Origin of the sequence: Pseudonocardia hydrocarbonoxydans (assembly GCF_006539565.1) — a bacterium.
Lineage (GTDB): Bacteria > Actinomycetota > Actinomycetes > Mycobacteriales > Pseudonocardiaceae > Pseudonocardia > Pseudonocardia hydrocarbonoxydans.
Genome location: NZ_BJNG01000017.1, coordinates 45154 through 60671 on the forward strand (window position 1 = coordinate 45154; position 15518 = coordinate 60671).

The window sequence follows — 15518 nt, forward strand, 5'->3', positions numbered from 1 at the left end:
CGTGCTCAGGGTCGCCGAGGGCGACGTCGTCGGCGCCGACGCCCGGGTGCTGACGGCCCACGACCTGCAGGTCGACGAGGCGCTGCTCACGGGGGAGGCGCAGCCGGTGCAGCGCCGACCCGACCCGCCCGCCGACCCGGGCGCCGGGCCCGGCGAGCGGACCACGATGCTGCACGCGGGCACCCTGGTGGTGCACGGGTCCGGCACGGCCGTCGTGGTCGGCACCGGTGCGGACTCGGAGCTGGGCCGGATCGCCGGCCTGCTGCGCGAGCACTCCGCGCCCGACACCCCGCTGCAGCGCCGGCTCGCCGCACTCGGCAGGCGGCTCTCCGCCGCCGCCGTCGCCGCGTGCGCCCTCGTGGTGGTGCTCGGGCTGCTGCGCGGGGAGCCCTGGGGGATCATGCTGGTCGCCGGCATCTCGCTCGCGGTGGCCGCCATCCCCGAGTCGCTGCCCGCGGTGGTGGCGCTGGCCCTGGCCGCGGCCACCCGGCGGATGGCCGACCAGGGGGCGATCGTCCGCTCGCTGCCCGCCGTCGAGGCGCTGGGGTCGGTGACGGTGCTGGCCGCGGACAAGACCGGCACGCTCACCACCGGGCATCCGCGCGCGGTCGCGGTCTGGACGCGCGAGGGGGTGCTCGAGCTGCCGGCCCCCGGTGTCGGCGGCGTGGGGGTGGCTGCGGGCGGGCGGGGCGGGCGGGCCCTGCTGGAGGCCGTCGTGCTGTGCAGTGACGCGGAGCCCGGCGGCGGGGGGACCGAGGGGGCGCTGGTCGACGCCGCCGCCGGGGCGGGCGTCGACGTGCCGGGGCTGCGCGCCGCGCTGCCGCGCACCCACGTCCGCCCCTTCGACGCCGCGCACCGGTCCATGCGGACGACCCACGCCGGGCCCGCCGGTCCGCTGGAGGTCGTGAAGGGCGCACCGGAGGTCGTCCTCGCCGGCGAGGAGGACGCCGGGCGGACGGTCGCGGCGTGGGCGGGGGAGGGGCGCCGGGTGCTCGCGGTCGCCGCGGGGCCTCCCGGGGCGGTCCGTCTGCTCGGCCTGATCGCCACCGCCGACCCGGTGCGGCCGGACGCCGCGGCGGCGGTGCGCGCCGCCCGGGCCGCGGGCATCCGCCCCGTGATGATCACCGGTGACCACCCCGGCACCGCGGCGGCGGTCGCCGCCGCCGTCGGGGTCACGGTCCCCGGCGACCCGCCGGACGCCCCGGGGCACGGGCTGCGCCCGGTGTACGCGCGCACCGACCCGGCGGGGAAGCTCGCCATCGTCACGGCCTGGCAGGAGGCCGGTCACCTCGTCGCGATGACCGGGGACGGCGTCAACGACGCGCCGGCCCTGCGCGCCGCCGACGTGGGCGTGGCCATGGGCAGGCGCGGCACCGAGGTGGCGAAGGAGGCCGCGGACCTGGTGCTGACCGACGACAGCCTGGCCACCGTCGTCGCCGCCGTCGCCGAGGGCAGGCGGGTCTTCGACAACGTGCGCCGGTTCGTCCGCTACGGGGTGTCGGGCGGGCTCGCCGAGCTGCTCGTGATGCTCGTCGGGCCGCTGGTGGGGTTCGTGCTGCCGCTGCTGCCCGGTCAGGTGCTGTGGGTCAACCTGGTCACCCACGGCCTGCCGGGTGTCGCGATCGGGTCCGAGATCGCCGAGCCCGACGTGCTCCGCCGCCCACCGCGGCCCCCGTCGGAGGGCCTGCTGACCCGGCGCGGCGCGTTCGACGTGCTGTGGGTGGCCGCTCTCATGACCGGGAGCTGCCTGGGCCTGGCGGTCTGGTCGGCGGCGCGGGGCGGCCCGTGGCAGACCGTGCTGTTCGCCACGCTCGCGCTGACCCAGCTGGGCATGGCCCTCACGACCCGGTCCGACCGCACCCCGTTCTGGCGGATGGCCCCGGCGGGCAACCCGTTCCTGTTCGTCGCGGTGGCGACGAGCCTGGCCGCGACGCTCGCCGCGGTCTACCTGCCCGGGCTGTCGGACCTGCTCGGCCTCGACCCGCTCCCGGCCGCCGACCTCGCACTGGTCGCGGCGGTCGCCGTGGTACCGGCGATCCTGATCGAGCTGGTCGAGGCGGCCCGGGCCCGACGGTCCGGGTGAGCGCCGGTCGGAACAGGGCCGGTCAGAACAGGGCGCCGCGGTCGTGCGGGTGGTCGAGCAGGGGGTCCCACGGCGCCGCGTCGTCCGGGACGGCGTCGTCCGGGACGGCGGTGTCCGCGACGGCGTCCGCGGCGGCGGGGTCGACCACCACGACGGTCACCGGGCTGCGCCGCAGCACCTCCCGGCTGGTCGACCCGAACAGCGACCGCGCGTAGGCGCCGTGCGCCCGGGTCCCGACCACCACCAGCCGTGCCCCCTCGGCCGCCCGCAGCAGCGCGAGCGCCGGCACGTCGTGCACCACCGTCACCTCCACCGGGACGCCGGGGAACCGCGCCGTCCACGGTGCGAGCGCGGCGCGCAGCCGGTCGCGCTCCGCGACGTCGGACGCCTGCTCGACCGCCGGGGGGACCGGTGGGTCGGCGGTGGCGCGGGCGTGCAGGACCGCCACCCGTCCGCCGTGGCGGCGGGCGTCGGAGAAGGCCAGCGTCAGTGCCGGCGCGTCGCCCTCGACGGTGTCGACGCCGACGAGCACGGGGCCCCGGGGCGGCACCGGCGCCCCGCGCACCACGACGACCGGGCAGCTCGCCCGTGCGCTGACGTCCAGGGCCACCGAGCCGGGGAGCACCCGCTGCGTGTCGCCGCCCATGCCCACCACGAGCAGGGCCGCGCCGGACGACGCGTCGAGCAGTGCGGGCACCGGCTCCGCCGGGGACCGGGTCGTCGTGACCTCGATCCCGGGCTCGGCCCGCCGGGCGACGGCGAAGGCCCGCGCCAGCACCTCGAGGGGCCACGGGGCCGCGGGCGGCTCGTCGCCCGCGTGCACCAGCCGCAGCGCCGCGCCGCGCAGGCCCGCCTCCGCGGCGGCCCAGCCCACGGCGTGCAGGGCGTGGTCGCTGCCGTCGACACCGACCACGATCTCGGTCCGTCCCATCGCCTGCTCCCGTCCGGGTCAGTCGCCGGGGAGGATGCGGGCCATGAGGTCGAGCAGGTCGATGGTGCGCTGGGTGTAGCCCCACTCGTTGTCGTACCAGCCGAAGACCTTGACCATGCTGCCGACCGCCTGGGTCAGGCCGAGGTCGATGACGCACGACGCGGGCTCCCCGATCACGTCGTGGGAGACGATCGGCTCGTCCGTGCAGCGCAGGATGTTCTTGAGCGGGCCGTCGGCCGCGGTGCGGAACGCCCGGTTGACCTGCCCGACCGTCACCGAACCGCTCAGCCCGACGGTGAGGTCGACCAGCGAGGCGTCGACGACCGGGACGCGCAGCGCGACCCCGTCGAGCCTGCCCGCCAGCTCCGGCAGCACCTCGCCGATGGCCCGGGCGGCCCCGGTCCCGGTCGGGATGATGTTGACCGCGGCGGAGCGGGCCCGGCGCAGGTCGTTGTGCGGCGCGTCGAGCAGGTTCTGGTCGCCGGTGTAGCTGTGCACCGTCGTCAGCAGGCCGTGCTCGACGCCGAACGCCTGGTGCAGCACCTGCACCATCGGGGCCGCACAGTTCGTCGTGCACGAGGCGTTGGAGACGAGGTGGTGGGTGGCGGCGTCGTAGGTGTCCTGGTTCACGCCCATCACGATCGTGGCGTCGAGGCCCCGGCCCGGGGCGGTGACCAGCACCTTGCGGGCGCCGGCTGCGAGGTGCCCGGCGGCGGCGTCGCGGTCGCGGAAGCGCCCGGTGGCCTCCACGACCAGGTCGACGCCCACCGCCGCCCAGTCCAGCCGGGCGGTGTCGGCCTCCTGCGTGGCCCGCAGCGCGTGGTCGTCCACGGACAGGAAGCCGTCCGACACCTCGACCCGGTGTCCCCACGCCCCGTAGGTGGAGTCGTGCCGCAGCAGGTGGGCCACCGTCGCGGGTGGGGCGAGGTCGTTCACCGCGACGATCTCGAAGGCCGGCTCCGCCCGCACCGCGGCCGCGCGGAGCACCGCGCGGCCGATGCGCCCCATGCCGTTGACACCCACCCGGACTCGCATCGGTCCACCTCGCTCGATCCGCCGGTCACCTGTGCCGTCGAGCGTCCCTGCCCGCCGCAGGCGCGACCACCGTCGACCGGAGCCTCCGACGGGGACCCTCGTCGGGTGGGGGTCGGGACCATCGGCCCCTGCCCGGCCCGTCCCGGCGCCCCGACACTGCCCGCACCGGCGTCCGCCCGGGACGCGCGAGGGGAGTGGCGGCATGGAAGCGCTCGTGGTCGTGGAGTCCGTGTTCGGCAACACCCGCGCCGTCGCCGACGCCGTCGCGGCGGGGCTGGGCGGCCGGATGGACGTCCGCACGGCCGACGTGGCCACGGCCCCGGACGAGCTGCACAGGGTCGACCTGCTGGTCGTCGGCGGGCCCACGCACGCCTTCGGGATGACCCGGGCGTCGACGCGGCGGTCGGCGGCCGAGCAGTCCGGCGGGGCCGTCCCGGTCGCGGACACCGGGATCCGGGAGTGGCTCGACCGCCTCCCGGCGGGCACCTGCCCAGCCGCGACGTTCGACACCCGCGCGGACCGTCCCCGGCTGCCCGGCTCGGCCGCGGCGGCGGCCGCCCGTCGCCTGCGGCGCCAGGGGCACCGGGTGCTGGCCCGCCCCGAGTCCTTCCGGGTGACCGGCACGCGCGGCCCGCTGGTCGACGGCGAGCTGGAGCGGGCGCGGCAGTGGGGCGACGCCCTGGCCGCGCAGTTGGTCGGTGCCCGGTGACGTCGTCCGGCCCCCCGGCCCCTGTGTCGGTGTCGGTGTCGGATTCATGACCGCACCCACCGTCGCCGTGTCCGGCCTGGTGAAGTCCTTCGGCCGGGTCCGCGCCCTCGACGGCCTCGACCTGCGGGTCGAGACCGGGGAGGTGCACGGGTTCCTCGGGCCCAACGGGTCGGGGAAGACGACCACGCTGCGGGTGCTGCTCGGCCTGCTGCGGGCCGACGCCGGCGCGGTCCGGCTCCTCGGCGGCGACCCGTGGCGCGACGCCGTCGCCCTGCACCGCAGGCTCGCCTACGTGCCCGGGGAGGTGGTGCTGTGGCCGAACCTGACCGGCGGCGAGGTGATCGACCTGCTCGGGCGGCTGCGCGGCGGGCTGCACCCCCGGCGGCGCGCGGAGCTGCTGGAGCGCTTCGACCTCGATCCCACCGTGGCGGGCCGCGCCTACTCCCGGGGCAACCGGCAGAAGGTCGCCCTGGTGGCGGCGCTGGCCAGCGACGTCGAGCTGCTGCTGCTCGACGAGCCGACGGCGGGGCTGGACCCGCTGATGGAGGCGGAGTTCCGGCGCTGCATCGAGCAGGAACGCCGGGCCGGGCGCACGGTCGTGCTGTCGAGCCACGTGCTGTCGGAGGTCGAGGCGCTCTGCGACCGGGTCAGCATCATCCGCGCGGGGCGCACCGTGGAGTCCGGGACGCTGGCCGACCTGCGCCACCTCTCCCGCACCGCGGTCACCGCGGAGCTCGCGGCCGAGCCGCCCGACCTGGCCGCGCTCCCCGGCGTGCACGACGTCGAGGTCTCGGGCCGGCGGGTCCGCTGCGCCGTCGACGCGGACGCGCTCGACGACGTCGTCACCGCGCTGGCCCGGGCCGGCATCGTCGGGCTGACCAGCCGTCCGCCGACCCTGGAGGAGCTGTTCCTGCGGCACTACGCCCGGACCGCGCACCCGGCAGGCCGCACGTGAGCACGCTGACCGGGACCGGCCCGCTCGTCCGGCTGGCACTGCGCCGCGACCGGGTCGTGCTGCCGGTCTGGATCGCGGTCTTCGCACTGGTCGCGGCGTTCGCCGCGGCCGCGACCGCGTCGCTCTACCCGGACGCGGCCACCCGCGTCGAGGCCGCCGCCGCGATCAACGCGGCGCCGTCGTTGGTGGCGTTGTACGGCCCGCTCCACGACCCGACCTCCCTCGGGGCGCTGGCGCTGTGGAAGCTGGGCGGGTTCGGCGCCGTGCTGGTCGCCGTCCTGGCGGTGCTCACCGTGGTGCGGCACACCCGGGGTGACGAGTCGGCGGGCCGCCGCGAGCTGGTGGGGTCGACGGCCGTCGGTCGCGGCGCGGCCCTCGCCGCGGCCCTGGCCGTCGGGTGGGGCGCGTCGGTGACGCTGGGGGCCGCCACCGCCCTCGGCCTGGCCGCGGCGGGGCTGCCGGTCGCCGGTTCGGTCGCGTTCGGCGCGGCGTGGGCCGGGGCCGGTGTCGTGTTCGCCGCGGTCGGCGGGGTCGCGGCCCAGCTCGCCCGCAGCGCCCGGGCGGCGAGGGGCCTGGCGATCCTCGTGCTCGGTGCGGCGTTCGTGCTGCGCGCGGCCGGTGACGTCACCGGGCCGGGCTGGCTGACCTGGCTGTCCCCGATCGGGTGGGCCCAGGAGACGCGGCCCTACGCCGGCGAGCGGTGGTGGGTGCCCGCGCTGTCCGTCGCCGCCGCCCTGGCGCTGGCCGTGGTGGCCCACCTGCTCGACGCCCGGCGCGACCTGGGTGCCGGCCTGCTGGCCGACCGTCCCGGCCCGGGGGCCGCCGCGGCCGGGCTGCGGAGCCCGCTCGCGCTCGCCGCGCGCCTGCACCGCGGCGTGCTCGCCGCATGGACCGTGGGGTTCCTGCTGATCGGGGCGCTGCTGGGCAGCGTCGCCTCGGCCGCGGACGAGCTGCTGGCCGGCCCACGGATGCGGGAGGTCCTCCGTGCGCTCGGCGGCGAGCAGGGCCTCACCGACGCGTTCCTGGCCGCGGAGTTCGGCGTGCTCGCGGTGCTCGCCTCGGCGTTCGTCGTGCAGGCCGCCCTGCGCCTGCACGCCGAGGAACGGGCCCGGCGGGTGGATCTGGTGCTGTCGGCCCCGGTCGGCCGGGTCCGGCTCGCCGCGGGCCACGTCGCGGCCGCCGCCGGGGGCGCCGTGGTGCTGCTCGTGGCGGCGGGCGCCGGTGCCGGTCTGGGCCACGGGCTGCAGACGGGTGCGGTGGGCGCCGAGCTGCCCCGCCTGGTCGGGGCGGCGCTGGGGCAGCTGCCCGCGGTGTGGGTGGTCGGGGGCCTGACCGTCGCGCTGATCGGCCTGGCGCCGCGCGCCGCCGCCGCCGCGTGGCCCGCGCTCGTCGCCTTCCTGCTGATCGGCGAGCTGGGGCCGCTGCTGCGGCTGCCGTCGTGGGTGCTCGACCTGTCCCCGTTCACCCACCTGCCCCGCTGGCCCGGGCCCGTGCAGGACCCGGTGACGCCGCTGCTGTGGACGACGGTGGTCGCCGCCGCCCTCACGGCGGCGGGGCTGGCCGGCTGGCGCCGGCGCGACCTGCAGTGACGCCCCGGGGCCCGGGGCTCAGGCGGGCGCGGGTTCGGCGACCGGACGGACGACGGTCACCGGGCACGCCGCGTGCAGCACGCAGTGCATGCTCACCGAACCGAGCACGGCGCTCGCGACCCGGCCGCGCCCGCGGCTGCCCACGACCAGGAGGTCGGCGGTCCGCGCGGTGTGCACCAGCACCTCGCCCGCGTCGCCCGCGACCGCCAGTACCGTGACCGGGGGCGGGTCGTCGCCCGCCATCTCGGCCAGCGCGTCCTCGACCATCCCCGTCGCCGCCGCCCGGACCGCCGCGGCGACCTCGCCGACCGGGCGCTGCGGTGCCCGTGCCCCGGACGCCGGGTCGTCGGCCGGGCCGAACGCCGCGACGACGTCGACCCTGGCCCCGCGGCGGACCGCGTCGCGCAGGGCGAAGCGCAGCGCCGCCCGACCGCCCACGCAGTCCCGGAGCCCGACGACCACCAGGTCGCGCGTCATGGTCCCTCCCCACCCGGCCGGCCACCCGCCGCGGTCCCACCGTCGCGGCCCGGCGGCTGCGGCGGCAGGACAGGAGGTCCCGGGAACGGCCGCCGAACGACCGTGGCGGCGGGCCCGGACGGCGGGCGGCCGGCCGGGGACGGCGAGCCGTTCGCCCCTGTGCCGTGCCGGGCACCGGGACGCAGACTCGCCCCATGCCCACACCGTCCGCCCAGGCCGTGGCCGAGGCACTGGCCCACGCTCCGTCGGTGCACAACACCCGTCCCTGGCGGCTGGCCGGTGACGGCCGGGTCTTCGAGCTGCGGGTCGACGCCCGCCGCCGCCTGACGGCCACCGATCCCGACGACCGCGAGCTGCGGATCTCCTGCGGCGCGGCGCTGCTCAACGTGAGCCTCGCACTGGCCGTGGGCGGCCGGCGGTCGCTGGTGGGCCTGCTCCCCGACCCGACGAGCCCGGGGCTCGTCGCGACGCTGCGCCCCGCCGAGCACATGGCGCCGACACCGGAGGAGACCGCGCTGCACGCCGCGATCCCGCTGCGGCGCTCGCACCGCCTGCCCTTCGCCGACCGGCCGGTGTCCGGCAGCCACCGCATGCTGTTGCGCCGGGCCGCGGAGACCGAGGGGGTGTGGCTGCACGCGGTACACGAGCCCGCCGAGCGCAGGCGACTGCGCGCGCTGCTGACGACCGCCCACCGGCGGCAGTGGGCCGATCCCGGCTTCCGCGCCGAGTGGGAGCGGTGGACCGGGCGGCCCGACGGGGAGCCCTACGGCGTGCGGGCCGACGCCGGAGGGGCGCCGCCGCAGCACAACGACGTGTGGATGGTGCGGGACTTCACCCACGGGACCCCGCCCGCCGACGGAGCCCCGGCGGCCGGGCACGACCCGGAGCCGCTGCTGCTGGTGATCGGGACCTCCACCGACCTGCCCACCGCCCACCTGCGGGCCGGGATGGCGCTGCAGCGGGTCCTGCTCACCGCGACCGCGCTCGGCCTGGCCACCTCCGTGATCTCGGCCCCCACCGAGGTCCGCGAGACCCGCGCGGCTCTGGCCCGGATGTACGGGCCGGGCGTCCACGCCCAGGTACTGGTCCGGGTCGGGCACGCCGCGCGGCCGGAGCCGGGCCCGGACGCCGGGACACCGGACCGGCCCTGGCGCGGACCGGCCCTGGCGCGGACCGGCCCTGACGCGGACCGGCCCTGACGCGGACCGGCCCTGGCGCCCGGCCTGCGGGCGAGGTCCCGCGGCGGACCGGCCCGGCTCAGCCGCGGGGGTCCGCGGCGTGTCCGGCGGCGGCGCGCCACCGCGCCGCCGCCACGTCCAGCGCGTCGCCCAGCTCGCCGCCGGTCGGGACGGTGCCCGCCGTGGGCCACGGGTCCAGGGCGTCGCGCATCGCCTCGGCGACAGCGGCCGTCGCGTCCGAGGCGCCCGCCGCGCGGGTGGAGATCCGCCGTCGCGCGGTGCCGCCCGGCGCGTCGCACCGCAGCTCCACCAGCTCGCTGCTCGTGCGCCGGGCCAGCTCGGCGGCGTCGGTGCGGTGCCGGGCGTCGGTGAAGGAGGCGTCGAGCACCACCGACTCGCCCCGGACGAGGAGCATCCCGGCACGGCGCAGCAGCTCGCCGTAGGTCCGTCCGGTGTGCTCCGGGGTGTAGAGGCCCTCCCGGTAGGGCGCGGCGGCGGGGGCGGCGGGGTCGAGCCCGGCGAGCTCCTTGCGCACCCGGTCGCTGGAGAGCAGCACCGCCCCGAACCGGTCGGCCAGCGCCCCGCCCAGCGTCGTCTTCCCCGTGCCGGGCAGCCCGCCGACCACGGCCAGCCGGACCGCGCCCCGCTCCAGGTGCCGCAGCCCGAGGGCGGTGTGCTGTTCGGCCTCCGCCGCGGCCCCCGCCTCGCCCTGGCCGTGGCGCAGGCAGGCCACCTTCGCCCGGACGACCGCGCGGTAGGCGACGAAGTGGTGGCGCAGGGCGGCCGGGGCGGGGTCCCCGGAGAACTCCAGGTAGTCGTCGAGGAACGCGGTCGCCAGGTCCGGGCGGCCCAGCCGTTCCAGGTCCATCGCCAGGAACGCGACGTCGTCCAGGCCGTCGACGTGGCGCAGGTGGTCGTCGAACTCCAGGCAGTCCAGCGCGCGGGGACCGTCGTCGAGGCAGAACACGTCGCCGGCGGTCAGGTCGCCGTGCCCGTCGACGATGCGGTGCTGCGCGATCCGCTCGGCGAACAGGGGGCCGCGGCCGTCCAGGAAGCGCGTCGCGAGCCGGCGCACGGCACGGACCAGTGCCGGGTCGAGCACCGGGAGCGCGGCCTCGTCGAGCACGGCGAGGTTGGCCGCCCAGCGGGCCGCGACGGCGTCCCGGGTGGCGTCCGCGGTGACGGAGGCCCCCCGCAGCGCCCCCGCGTGAAACCGGGCCATGACCCTGGCCAGTGCGCGCAGGTCGTCGGCGACCGGGGCGCCGGAGGTCACGAGGGTGGCCAGGCGCCGCTCCTCGGGCATCCGGCGCATCACCACCAGCGGCTCGTTCGGCCCGGCCTGCGCGACCGGGCGCCCCGACGGGTCGGCGGGCCGGAGCACCTCGCTGATCCCCAGGTAGACGTCCGGGGCGAGCCGCCGGTTGAGCTCGATCTCGCGACGGCAGGCGGCACGACGCCGCTCGGCGGTGCGGAAGTCCAGGAAGTCGTTGTGCACGGCCTTCTTCATCTTGTACGCCCGGTCACCGACCAGGAACACGACGCCGGTCTCGCGCACCGCGGCCGGCAGCTCCGGGCTCACGACCCGACCGCGCCGGAGCGGGCCGGTGCCCCGGTGGCGGTGACGTCGAGGTCGCGGCGCACGACCGTGACCGGGCAGGGGGCCAGCCGCACCAGCACCCGGCTCGTGGACCCCAGTGCCGCGCGGGCCGCCAGGTTGTGACCGGCCGATCCGAGCACCAGCGACCGGGCCCCGCGCGCGGCGCGCAGCAGGTGCTCCTCGGCCCCGCCGTGCACCAGCCGCACCTCGACCGGCACGTCGGGCCGGGCGGCCCGCCACGGGTCCAGGGGCAGCGTCTCGCCTGCGGCGGGTGCCCGGTGCTGCGCGTGGACCACGACCAGCCGGGCGCCGTGGCGCGCGGCGTCGGCGAACGCGACCGTCAGCGCGGCGGCGTCGGCGTCGACGTCCTCCACCCCGACGACGACCGGGCGCCCGGCCCCGGACAGGTCGTGGTCGCTGTGGACCACGGTCACCGGGCAGTGCGCCCTGGCGGTGAGAGCCGGAGCGATGGAGGGGATCAGCCGGTCCCCGGGATGACCGCTGAGCAGGCCCACGACCAGCAGTTCCGCGTCGGCGGAGGCGTGCACGAGTGCGGTGACGGGGGACTCGCCGGACAGCTGCGTGTGGGCCTCCACCCGCGGCTCGTGGCGGCGGGCGACGGTGAACGCGCGGGCGAGGACGGCCGAGGCCCGGCGCCTGCCGGGGGAGAGCTCCCGGGTGACGTCGTAGGGACCGGCGTGCACGATCCGCAGCGGCCGGCCACGCAGCACCGCCTCGCTCGCCGCCCAGGCGACGGCGTGGAGCGCCGTCGGGGTCCCGTCGGTGCCCACCACCACCGGCGGCGCGGCACCGTCCGCCTCCGTCGTCGCCGCACGCGTCCCGCGCGGGTCCTGCTCGCCTGCGTCCGTCACGGCCGGTCCTTCCCTCGGGAGGTCCAGGATCGCCGCCGACCGGTCGTCACCGGCAGGGCCGGACGTCACCGGGTGGGCGGCCGGGCGGCCCGGGGGCCACGGGCGCCGGGGACCCTGTGGTCGCCGCACCAGGGCCGTCCGCCACTACCCGCGGCCCCGGCCGGCGGGGCAGCGTGGGTCCGTCGACGACGGAGGTACCCGACATGGAGGAGCCCACGATGCCCGGCCAGGAGACCCCCACCCCGGACCGGACCCGGTCACCCGAGGGCGACTGGCTCGTCGTCCCGAGCCCGCCGGTCGAGCGCGGCTGGCGCTGGGCGCGGATCGTGGCCCGGATCCCCGGTGACGGCCCGGCGCGCTTCCGCGTGCGCTGGGTCGGCAACGACCGCGACTCGGTGGTCACGCCGCCGCCCGGGTACCGGATCGAGAGCGCGGCCCGGTGGCCGCACGCCCCGAGCAGCGCGATCGGCCTGTGGCCCCATCCGGCGGTCCATCCCGACACCGACGCGGAGCGGACCGATGAGCACGCCTGAGGACGGGGGAACGGTCGTGGTGGGCGTCGACGGGTCGGTGGGGTCGCGCGCCGCGCTGGAACACGCCCTCGCCGACGCCGCCCGCCGCGGGGCCCGGCTGCGGGTCGTGACGGCGCAGGCGCAGCCCGAGTTCTGGGCGACCGCCTACGGCCCGGTGCCGATCCCGGCCGGTGCGGCGGAGCTGCACCGGATGCGCGTCGCCGCCCGGGGGTGGGTCGACGACGTGCTGGCGGCCCACCCGCGTGAGGCGGCCGCGGTGCCGATCGAGGTGTCCGCGGTGCCGGGCCCACCCGCGGACGCCCTGATCGCCGCGTCCGGTGACGCCGACCTGCTCGTGCTCGGGCACCGCGGGCGCGGCGCGCTCGCCGGTGCCGTGCTGGGCTCGGTCGGCATGCGCTGCGCACTGGGGGCGGCGTGCCCGGTCACCGTGGTGCGCCCGCGGCCCGCGCCCGCCCGCCCGAGGCCGTCGGTGCGCCGCAGCACGGTCGCCGACGTGATGACCACCGACGTGGCCACGGTGTCGCCCGACGCGACGTTCGCCCAGGTCGCCGACGTCCTCGCGACGCGGCGGGTCCGGGCCGTCCCGGTGTGCGACGACGACGGGGTGCTGCTGGGCGCGGTGTCGGAGGCCGACCTGCTCGTCACCGCCGAACGCACCGACCCGGCTCCGGAGCGGCGGTGGTGGCGCCCGCGCCCGCGACACACCGGCCGGTCGGCCCCGGCCGGCGCGGCCGGGGCCACGACGGCGGCCGGGCTCATGTCCGCCCCCGCCGTCGCCGTCGGGCCGGGCGCGACGGTGGCCCACGCGGCGCGGCTGATGCGCGAGCACGGGCTGGCGTGGCTGCCCGTGGTGGAGCGGGACGGACGGGTGGTGGGCGTGCTGGGCCGCTCGGACCTGCTGTCGGTGTTCGACCGCGACGACGACGGCATCCGGGCCGAGATCGTCGTCGACGTGCTGGGCCGGCTGCTGGGCGTGGGTGCCGACCGCGTGTCAGTGGATGTCACCGACGGCGTGGTGACCCTCGACGGCGAGCTGGACACCCGGGCCGACGCCCGGCTCGCCGTCCGCTCCGCCGAGCGGGTGGAGGGTGTCGTCGCCGTGGCCGACCGCCTGGGGTTCCGCGTGGACGAGCGGTCGGCCGACCTGTCGGAGGTCCGGCGCTACTGAGCCGCCGGGGGCCGGTCACCGCTCCAGGGAGTCCTCGAGGGGGCGGCGGGGGGTCAACGGGAGCGGCGGACCGGCCGGCGCCCAGCCCACCCGCAGCACCAGCTGGGGATCCAGGGTGCCGCCGAGCACCTCGTCGCGCAGCATCGCGCGCGTGCGCGCGACCTCCAGCGGCTGGCTCAGCGGGCAGGTGGCCAGGCCGAGCCGGGTGGCGTGCAGCAGGACCGCGCTCAGCGCCTCTCCCGCCCGCAGCTGCGAGAGGGTGTCGTCGGACGCCGTGCCGAGCACCATGAGCAGCGCCCCGTCCGTCCCGTCGGCCGGCTGGGCGATCTCCCCCTCACCGAACCTGCGGGCGGTGTCGCCACCGTCCGCACGGAGCAGGTTGGACGCCGGTATCCCATCGTCGTGGGACCGGCCGCCGCCGCTCCAGACCGCCGTCTCCGTGTGGTAGCCGGGCGTCGCCTCCTGCTCCCGGGCCGCCGCCCGGATCGCGGCGACGGTGCGGTCGTGGGCCGAGGCCCCGGTGACCGGGCGCAGCAGCGCCCCGTGCTCCGCCGCCTGGCCGGCCAGCTCGGCGACGAACGCGTCCGGGACCTCCCAGTCCAGGTAGCGCCTGCGGTCGGTGCGCCGCTCCACGATGGCGCTCGCCGCGCCCAGGTCGGCCTCGGGGACCGGTCCGGGCGTCAGCTCCAGCGTGGCGAGGTGGTCGCCCCGGTCCGGGTCGGGCAACCGGTGGACGGTGGCCTGCAGGCCGGTCGCGGCGAGGGCGACGGTCAGGTGGTGCAGCGCCGCCCCGCAGCTCAGGGCCAGGTCCCGGCCGTCGGCGTCGGTCACCGGGATCCACCGGCGCAGGTCGGCGTAGAGGTGGATGCCGCGGGGGCGCAGCCCCCAGCGCCACGGCTGGCTGTTGTGGATCGACGGGGCGCGCGAGGCCAGCTCCAGCGCGCTGCGCACCGAGCGGTCGTCGACCCGGTCCACGATCACCGGTCCGCCCCGTCCGCGGCGAGCGAGCGGACGAGGTCGGTGGCGGTGACGATGCCGAGCAGCCGCTCGCCGTCGCCGACCAGCACGGCGTCGATCCCGCTCGCCTGCATGCCCCGGGCCGCGTCGGATCGCCTCGCCGTCGGCTCCAGCGCGGGGACCCGGCGGCACACGTCCCGCACCCGCAGCGGCGGTACCCCGGGTTCGGGGCGGGTGAGGGCGAGCAGCCGGGCGACGTCGGTGTCCAGCACGAGCCCGACGCAGCGCGCCCCGTCGAGGACCGGCAGGTGCCGGACGCCGCGGGCGGCCATCAGGCGCAGGGCCACCGACAGCTCCGCCTCCGGGACGATCGCGACGATCCGTTGGGTCATCAGCCCGGTGACCGGTGGGTCGTCGTCCAGGGCCTCGGGTGGTGCGGCGAGCCGGTGCGGGCGGGGGGTCATGGGGGTCTCCTCGTCGGACGTGCGGCGGGACCGAGCGTCCCCCCGGCGGGCGGGCGCCGTCAGCGGCACCCGGCCCGCGGCGGCGGGCCGTTGGGCCCCCCGGGGGGCGGGCATCCTCAGCGGTGGTCGACGTGGTCGTGCAGGACCGCGGCGTCGTGCAGGCCCGCGGCGGTGTCGGGGACCGTGACCGGTGCGCCGGCGCGGTCGAAGAAGCGCAACAGCTCCACCGGGAACGGCATGACGAGCGTGCTGTTCTTCTCGGCGGCGACGTCGGAGACGGTCTGCAGCAGACGCAGCTGGAACGCGCCGGGCGTGGTGTGCATGGTGCGCGCGGCGTCGGCGAGACGGGTGGAGGCCTGGTACTCGCCGTCCGCGGCGATCACGCGGGCCCGGCGCTCCCGCTCGGCCTCGGCCTGGCGCGACATCGAGCGCTTCATCGTCTCGGGCAGCGCGATGTCCTTGAGCTCGACCAGTTCGATGCGCACGCCCCACGGCTGCTCGGTCGGCTCGTCGATCACGGCCTTGAGCTCGGCGCTGATCCGTTCCCGGTCCGACAGCAGCGTGTCCAGGTCGGCGCGGCCGATCACGGTGCGCAGCGAGGTCTGGGCGACCTGGCCGACCGCGTGCTGGTAGTCCCGGACGTTGACGATGGCCTTCACCGGGTCGACGACCTTGAAGTAGACGGCCGCGTCGACCTGGACGGTGACGTTGTCCCGGGTGATCGCGCCCTGGCCAGGGACCGCCAGCACGATCACCTGCACGGAGACCTTCTGCATGCGGTCGGCGATCGGCACGATGAACCGCAGGCCCGGTTCGCGCACGCCGGGCAGCACCCGGCCGAAGCGGAACACCACGCCGCGCTCGTACTGCTGGACCATCCGGATGCTGCCCACGGCGAGCGCGACCGCGACGGCCGCCACGCCCACCAGCACGCTCTGCCACGTCTGCATGCGCCCGACGCTGCCGCACG

15 protein-coding genes are annotated in these 15518 nt (G+C 78.1%); 7 read left to right on the plus strand and 8 right to left on the minus strand.

Going from position 1 to position 15518, the window contains the following annotated elements; translation table 11 throughout:
- Position 1 precedes the first annotated feature (1 nt).
- On the plus strand, positions 2–2083 hold the full coding sequence (locus PHY01_RS11450) for a cation-translocating P-type ATPase (protein ID WP_170183763.1): 2082 nt from the start codon (positions 2–4) through the stop codon (positions 2081–2083).
- 22 nt (positions 2084–2105) lie between these two features.
- On the opposite strand, the gene PHY01_RS11455 is transcribed toward PHY01_RS11450, so the two are convergent.
- Complete coding sequence (locus PHY01_RS11455) at positions 2106–3014, minus strand: universal stress protein (protein WP_141278577.1); 909 nt, start codon at positions 3012–3014, stop codon at positions 2106–2108.
- An 18-nt stretch (positions 3015–3032) separates the two neighbouring features.
- Positions 3033–4049, minus strand: coding sequence for a type I glyceraldehyde-3-phosphate dehydrogenase (gap, locus tag PHY01_RS11460; RefSeq protein ID WP_141278578.1), 1017 nt, complete (start codon positions 4047–4049; stop codon positions 3033–3035).
- A 202-nt stretch (positions 4050–4251) separates the two neighbouring features.
- On the opposite strand from gap, the gene PHY01_RS11465 reads away from it, so the two are divergent.
- Genes PHY01_RS11465 through PHY01_RS11475 form a run of 3 tightly spaced genes read left to right on the plus strand, consistent with a single transcriptional unit; the run spans position 4252 to position 7302 of the window.
- Positions 4252–4758: a flavodoxin family protein gene (locus PHY01_RS11465; RefSeq protein ID WP_141278579.1), complete on the plus strand. Its 507-nt coding sequence runs from the start codon at positions 4252–4254 to the stop codon at positions 4756–4758.
- 46 nt (positions 4759–4804) lie between these two features.
- A complete protein-coding gene (locus PHY01_RS11470; RefSeq protein WP_141278580.1) occupies positions 4805–5713 on the plus strand; it encodes an ABC transporter ATP-binding protein in 909 nt (302 codons plus the stop codon).
- Positions 5710–7302 (plus strand): ABC transporter permease, encoded by a 1593-nt coding sequence (locus PHY01_RS11475; protein WP_141278581.1) that lies wholly within the window; start codon positions 5710–5712, stop codon positions 7300–7302. The genes PHY01_RS11470 and PHY01_RS11475 overlap by 4 nt, the downstream gene beginning before the upstream one ends.
- An 18-nt stretch (positions 7303–7320) precedes the next feature.
- Here the strand turns inward: PHY01_RS11475 and PHY01_RS11480 are convergent, their stop codons facing one another.
- Complete coding sequence (locus PHY01_RS11480; protein ID WP_141278582.1) at positions 7321–7779, minus strand: universal stress protein; 459 nt, start codon at positions 7777–7779, stop codon at positions 7321–7323.
- A 194-nt stretch (positions 7780–7973) separates the two neighbouring features.
- On the opposite strand from PHY01_RS11480, the gene PHY01_RS11485 reads away from it, so the two are divergent.
- Positions 7974–8978 carry an Acg family FMN-binding oxidoreductase gene (locus PHY01_RS11485; RefSeq protein WP_141278583.1) on the plus strand — a complete coding sequence of 335 codons (1005 nt, stop codon included), beginning with the start codon at positions 7974–7976 and terminating at the stop codon, positions 8976–8978.
- A 58-nt stretch (positions 8979–9036) separates the two neighbouring features.
- On the opposite strand, the gene PHY01_RS11490 is transcribed toward PHY01_RS11485, so the two are convergent.
- Positions 9037–10536 (minus strand): bifunctional aminoglycoside phosphotransferase/ATP-binding protein, encoded by a 1500-nt coding sequence (locus tag PHY01_RS11490; RefSeq protein ID WP_246085842.1) that lies wholly within the window; start codon positions 10534–10536, stop codon positions 9037–9039.
- Positions 10533–11426 carry a universal stress protein gene (locus PHY01_RS11495; protein ID WP_141278584.1) on the minus strand — a complete coding sequence of 298 codons (894 nt, stop codon included), beginning with the start codon at positions 11424–11426 and terminating at the stop codon, positions 10533–10535. Before PHY01_RS11495 ends, PHY01_RS11490 begins: the two co-directional genes overlap by 4 nt.
- A gap of 203 nt (positions 11427–11629) precedes the next feature.
- Between PHY01_RS11495 and PHY01_RS11500 the strand changes: the two genes are divergently transcribed.
- Both PHY01_RS11500 and PHY01_RS11505 read left to right on the plus strand, forming a co-directional pair.
- Entirely contained in the window at positions 11630–11959 is a 330-nt protein-coding gene (locus PHY01_RS11500; protein WP_141278585.1) for a DUF1918 domain-containing protein, read from the plus strand.
- On the plus strand, positions 11946–13127 hold the full coding sequence (locus tag PHY01_RS11505) for a CBS domain-containing protein (protein WP_141278586.1): 1182 nt from the start codon (positions 11946–11948) through the stop codon (positions 13125–13127). The genes PHY01_RS11500 and PHY01_RS11505 overlap by 14 nt, the downstream gene beginning before the upstream one ends.
- A 15-nt stretch (positions 13128–13142) precedes the next feature.
- Here PHY01_RS11505 and PHY01_RS11510 read toward each other — a convergent pair whose 3' ends face one another.
- The 3 genes from PHY01_RS11510 to PHY01_RS11520 form a co-directional block, all read right to left on the minus strand.
- Entirely contained in the window at positions 13143–14102 is a 960-nt protein-coding gene (locus tag PHY01_RS11510; RefSeq protein ID WP_141278587.1) for an Acg family FMN-binding oxidoreductase, read from the minus strand.
- 2 nt (positions 14103–14104) lie between these two features.
- Complete coding sequence (locus PHY01_RS11515) at positions 14105–14548, minus strand: CBS domain-containing protein (RefSeq protein WP_170183764.1); 444 nt, start codon at positions 14546–14548, stop codon at positions 14105–14107.
- A gap of 116 nt (positions 14549–14664) precedes the next feature.
- Positions 14665–15498, minus strand: a complete 834-nt coding sequence (locus PHY01_RS11520; RefSeq protein WP_141278589.1) for an SPFH domain-containing protein — start codon at positions 15496–15498, stop codon at positions 14665–14667.
- Positions 15499–15518 lie beyond the last annotated feature (20 nt).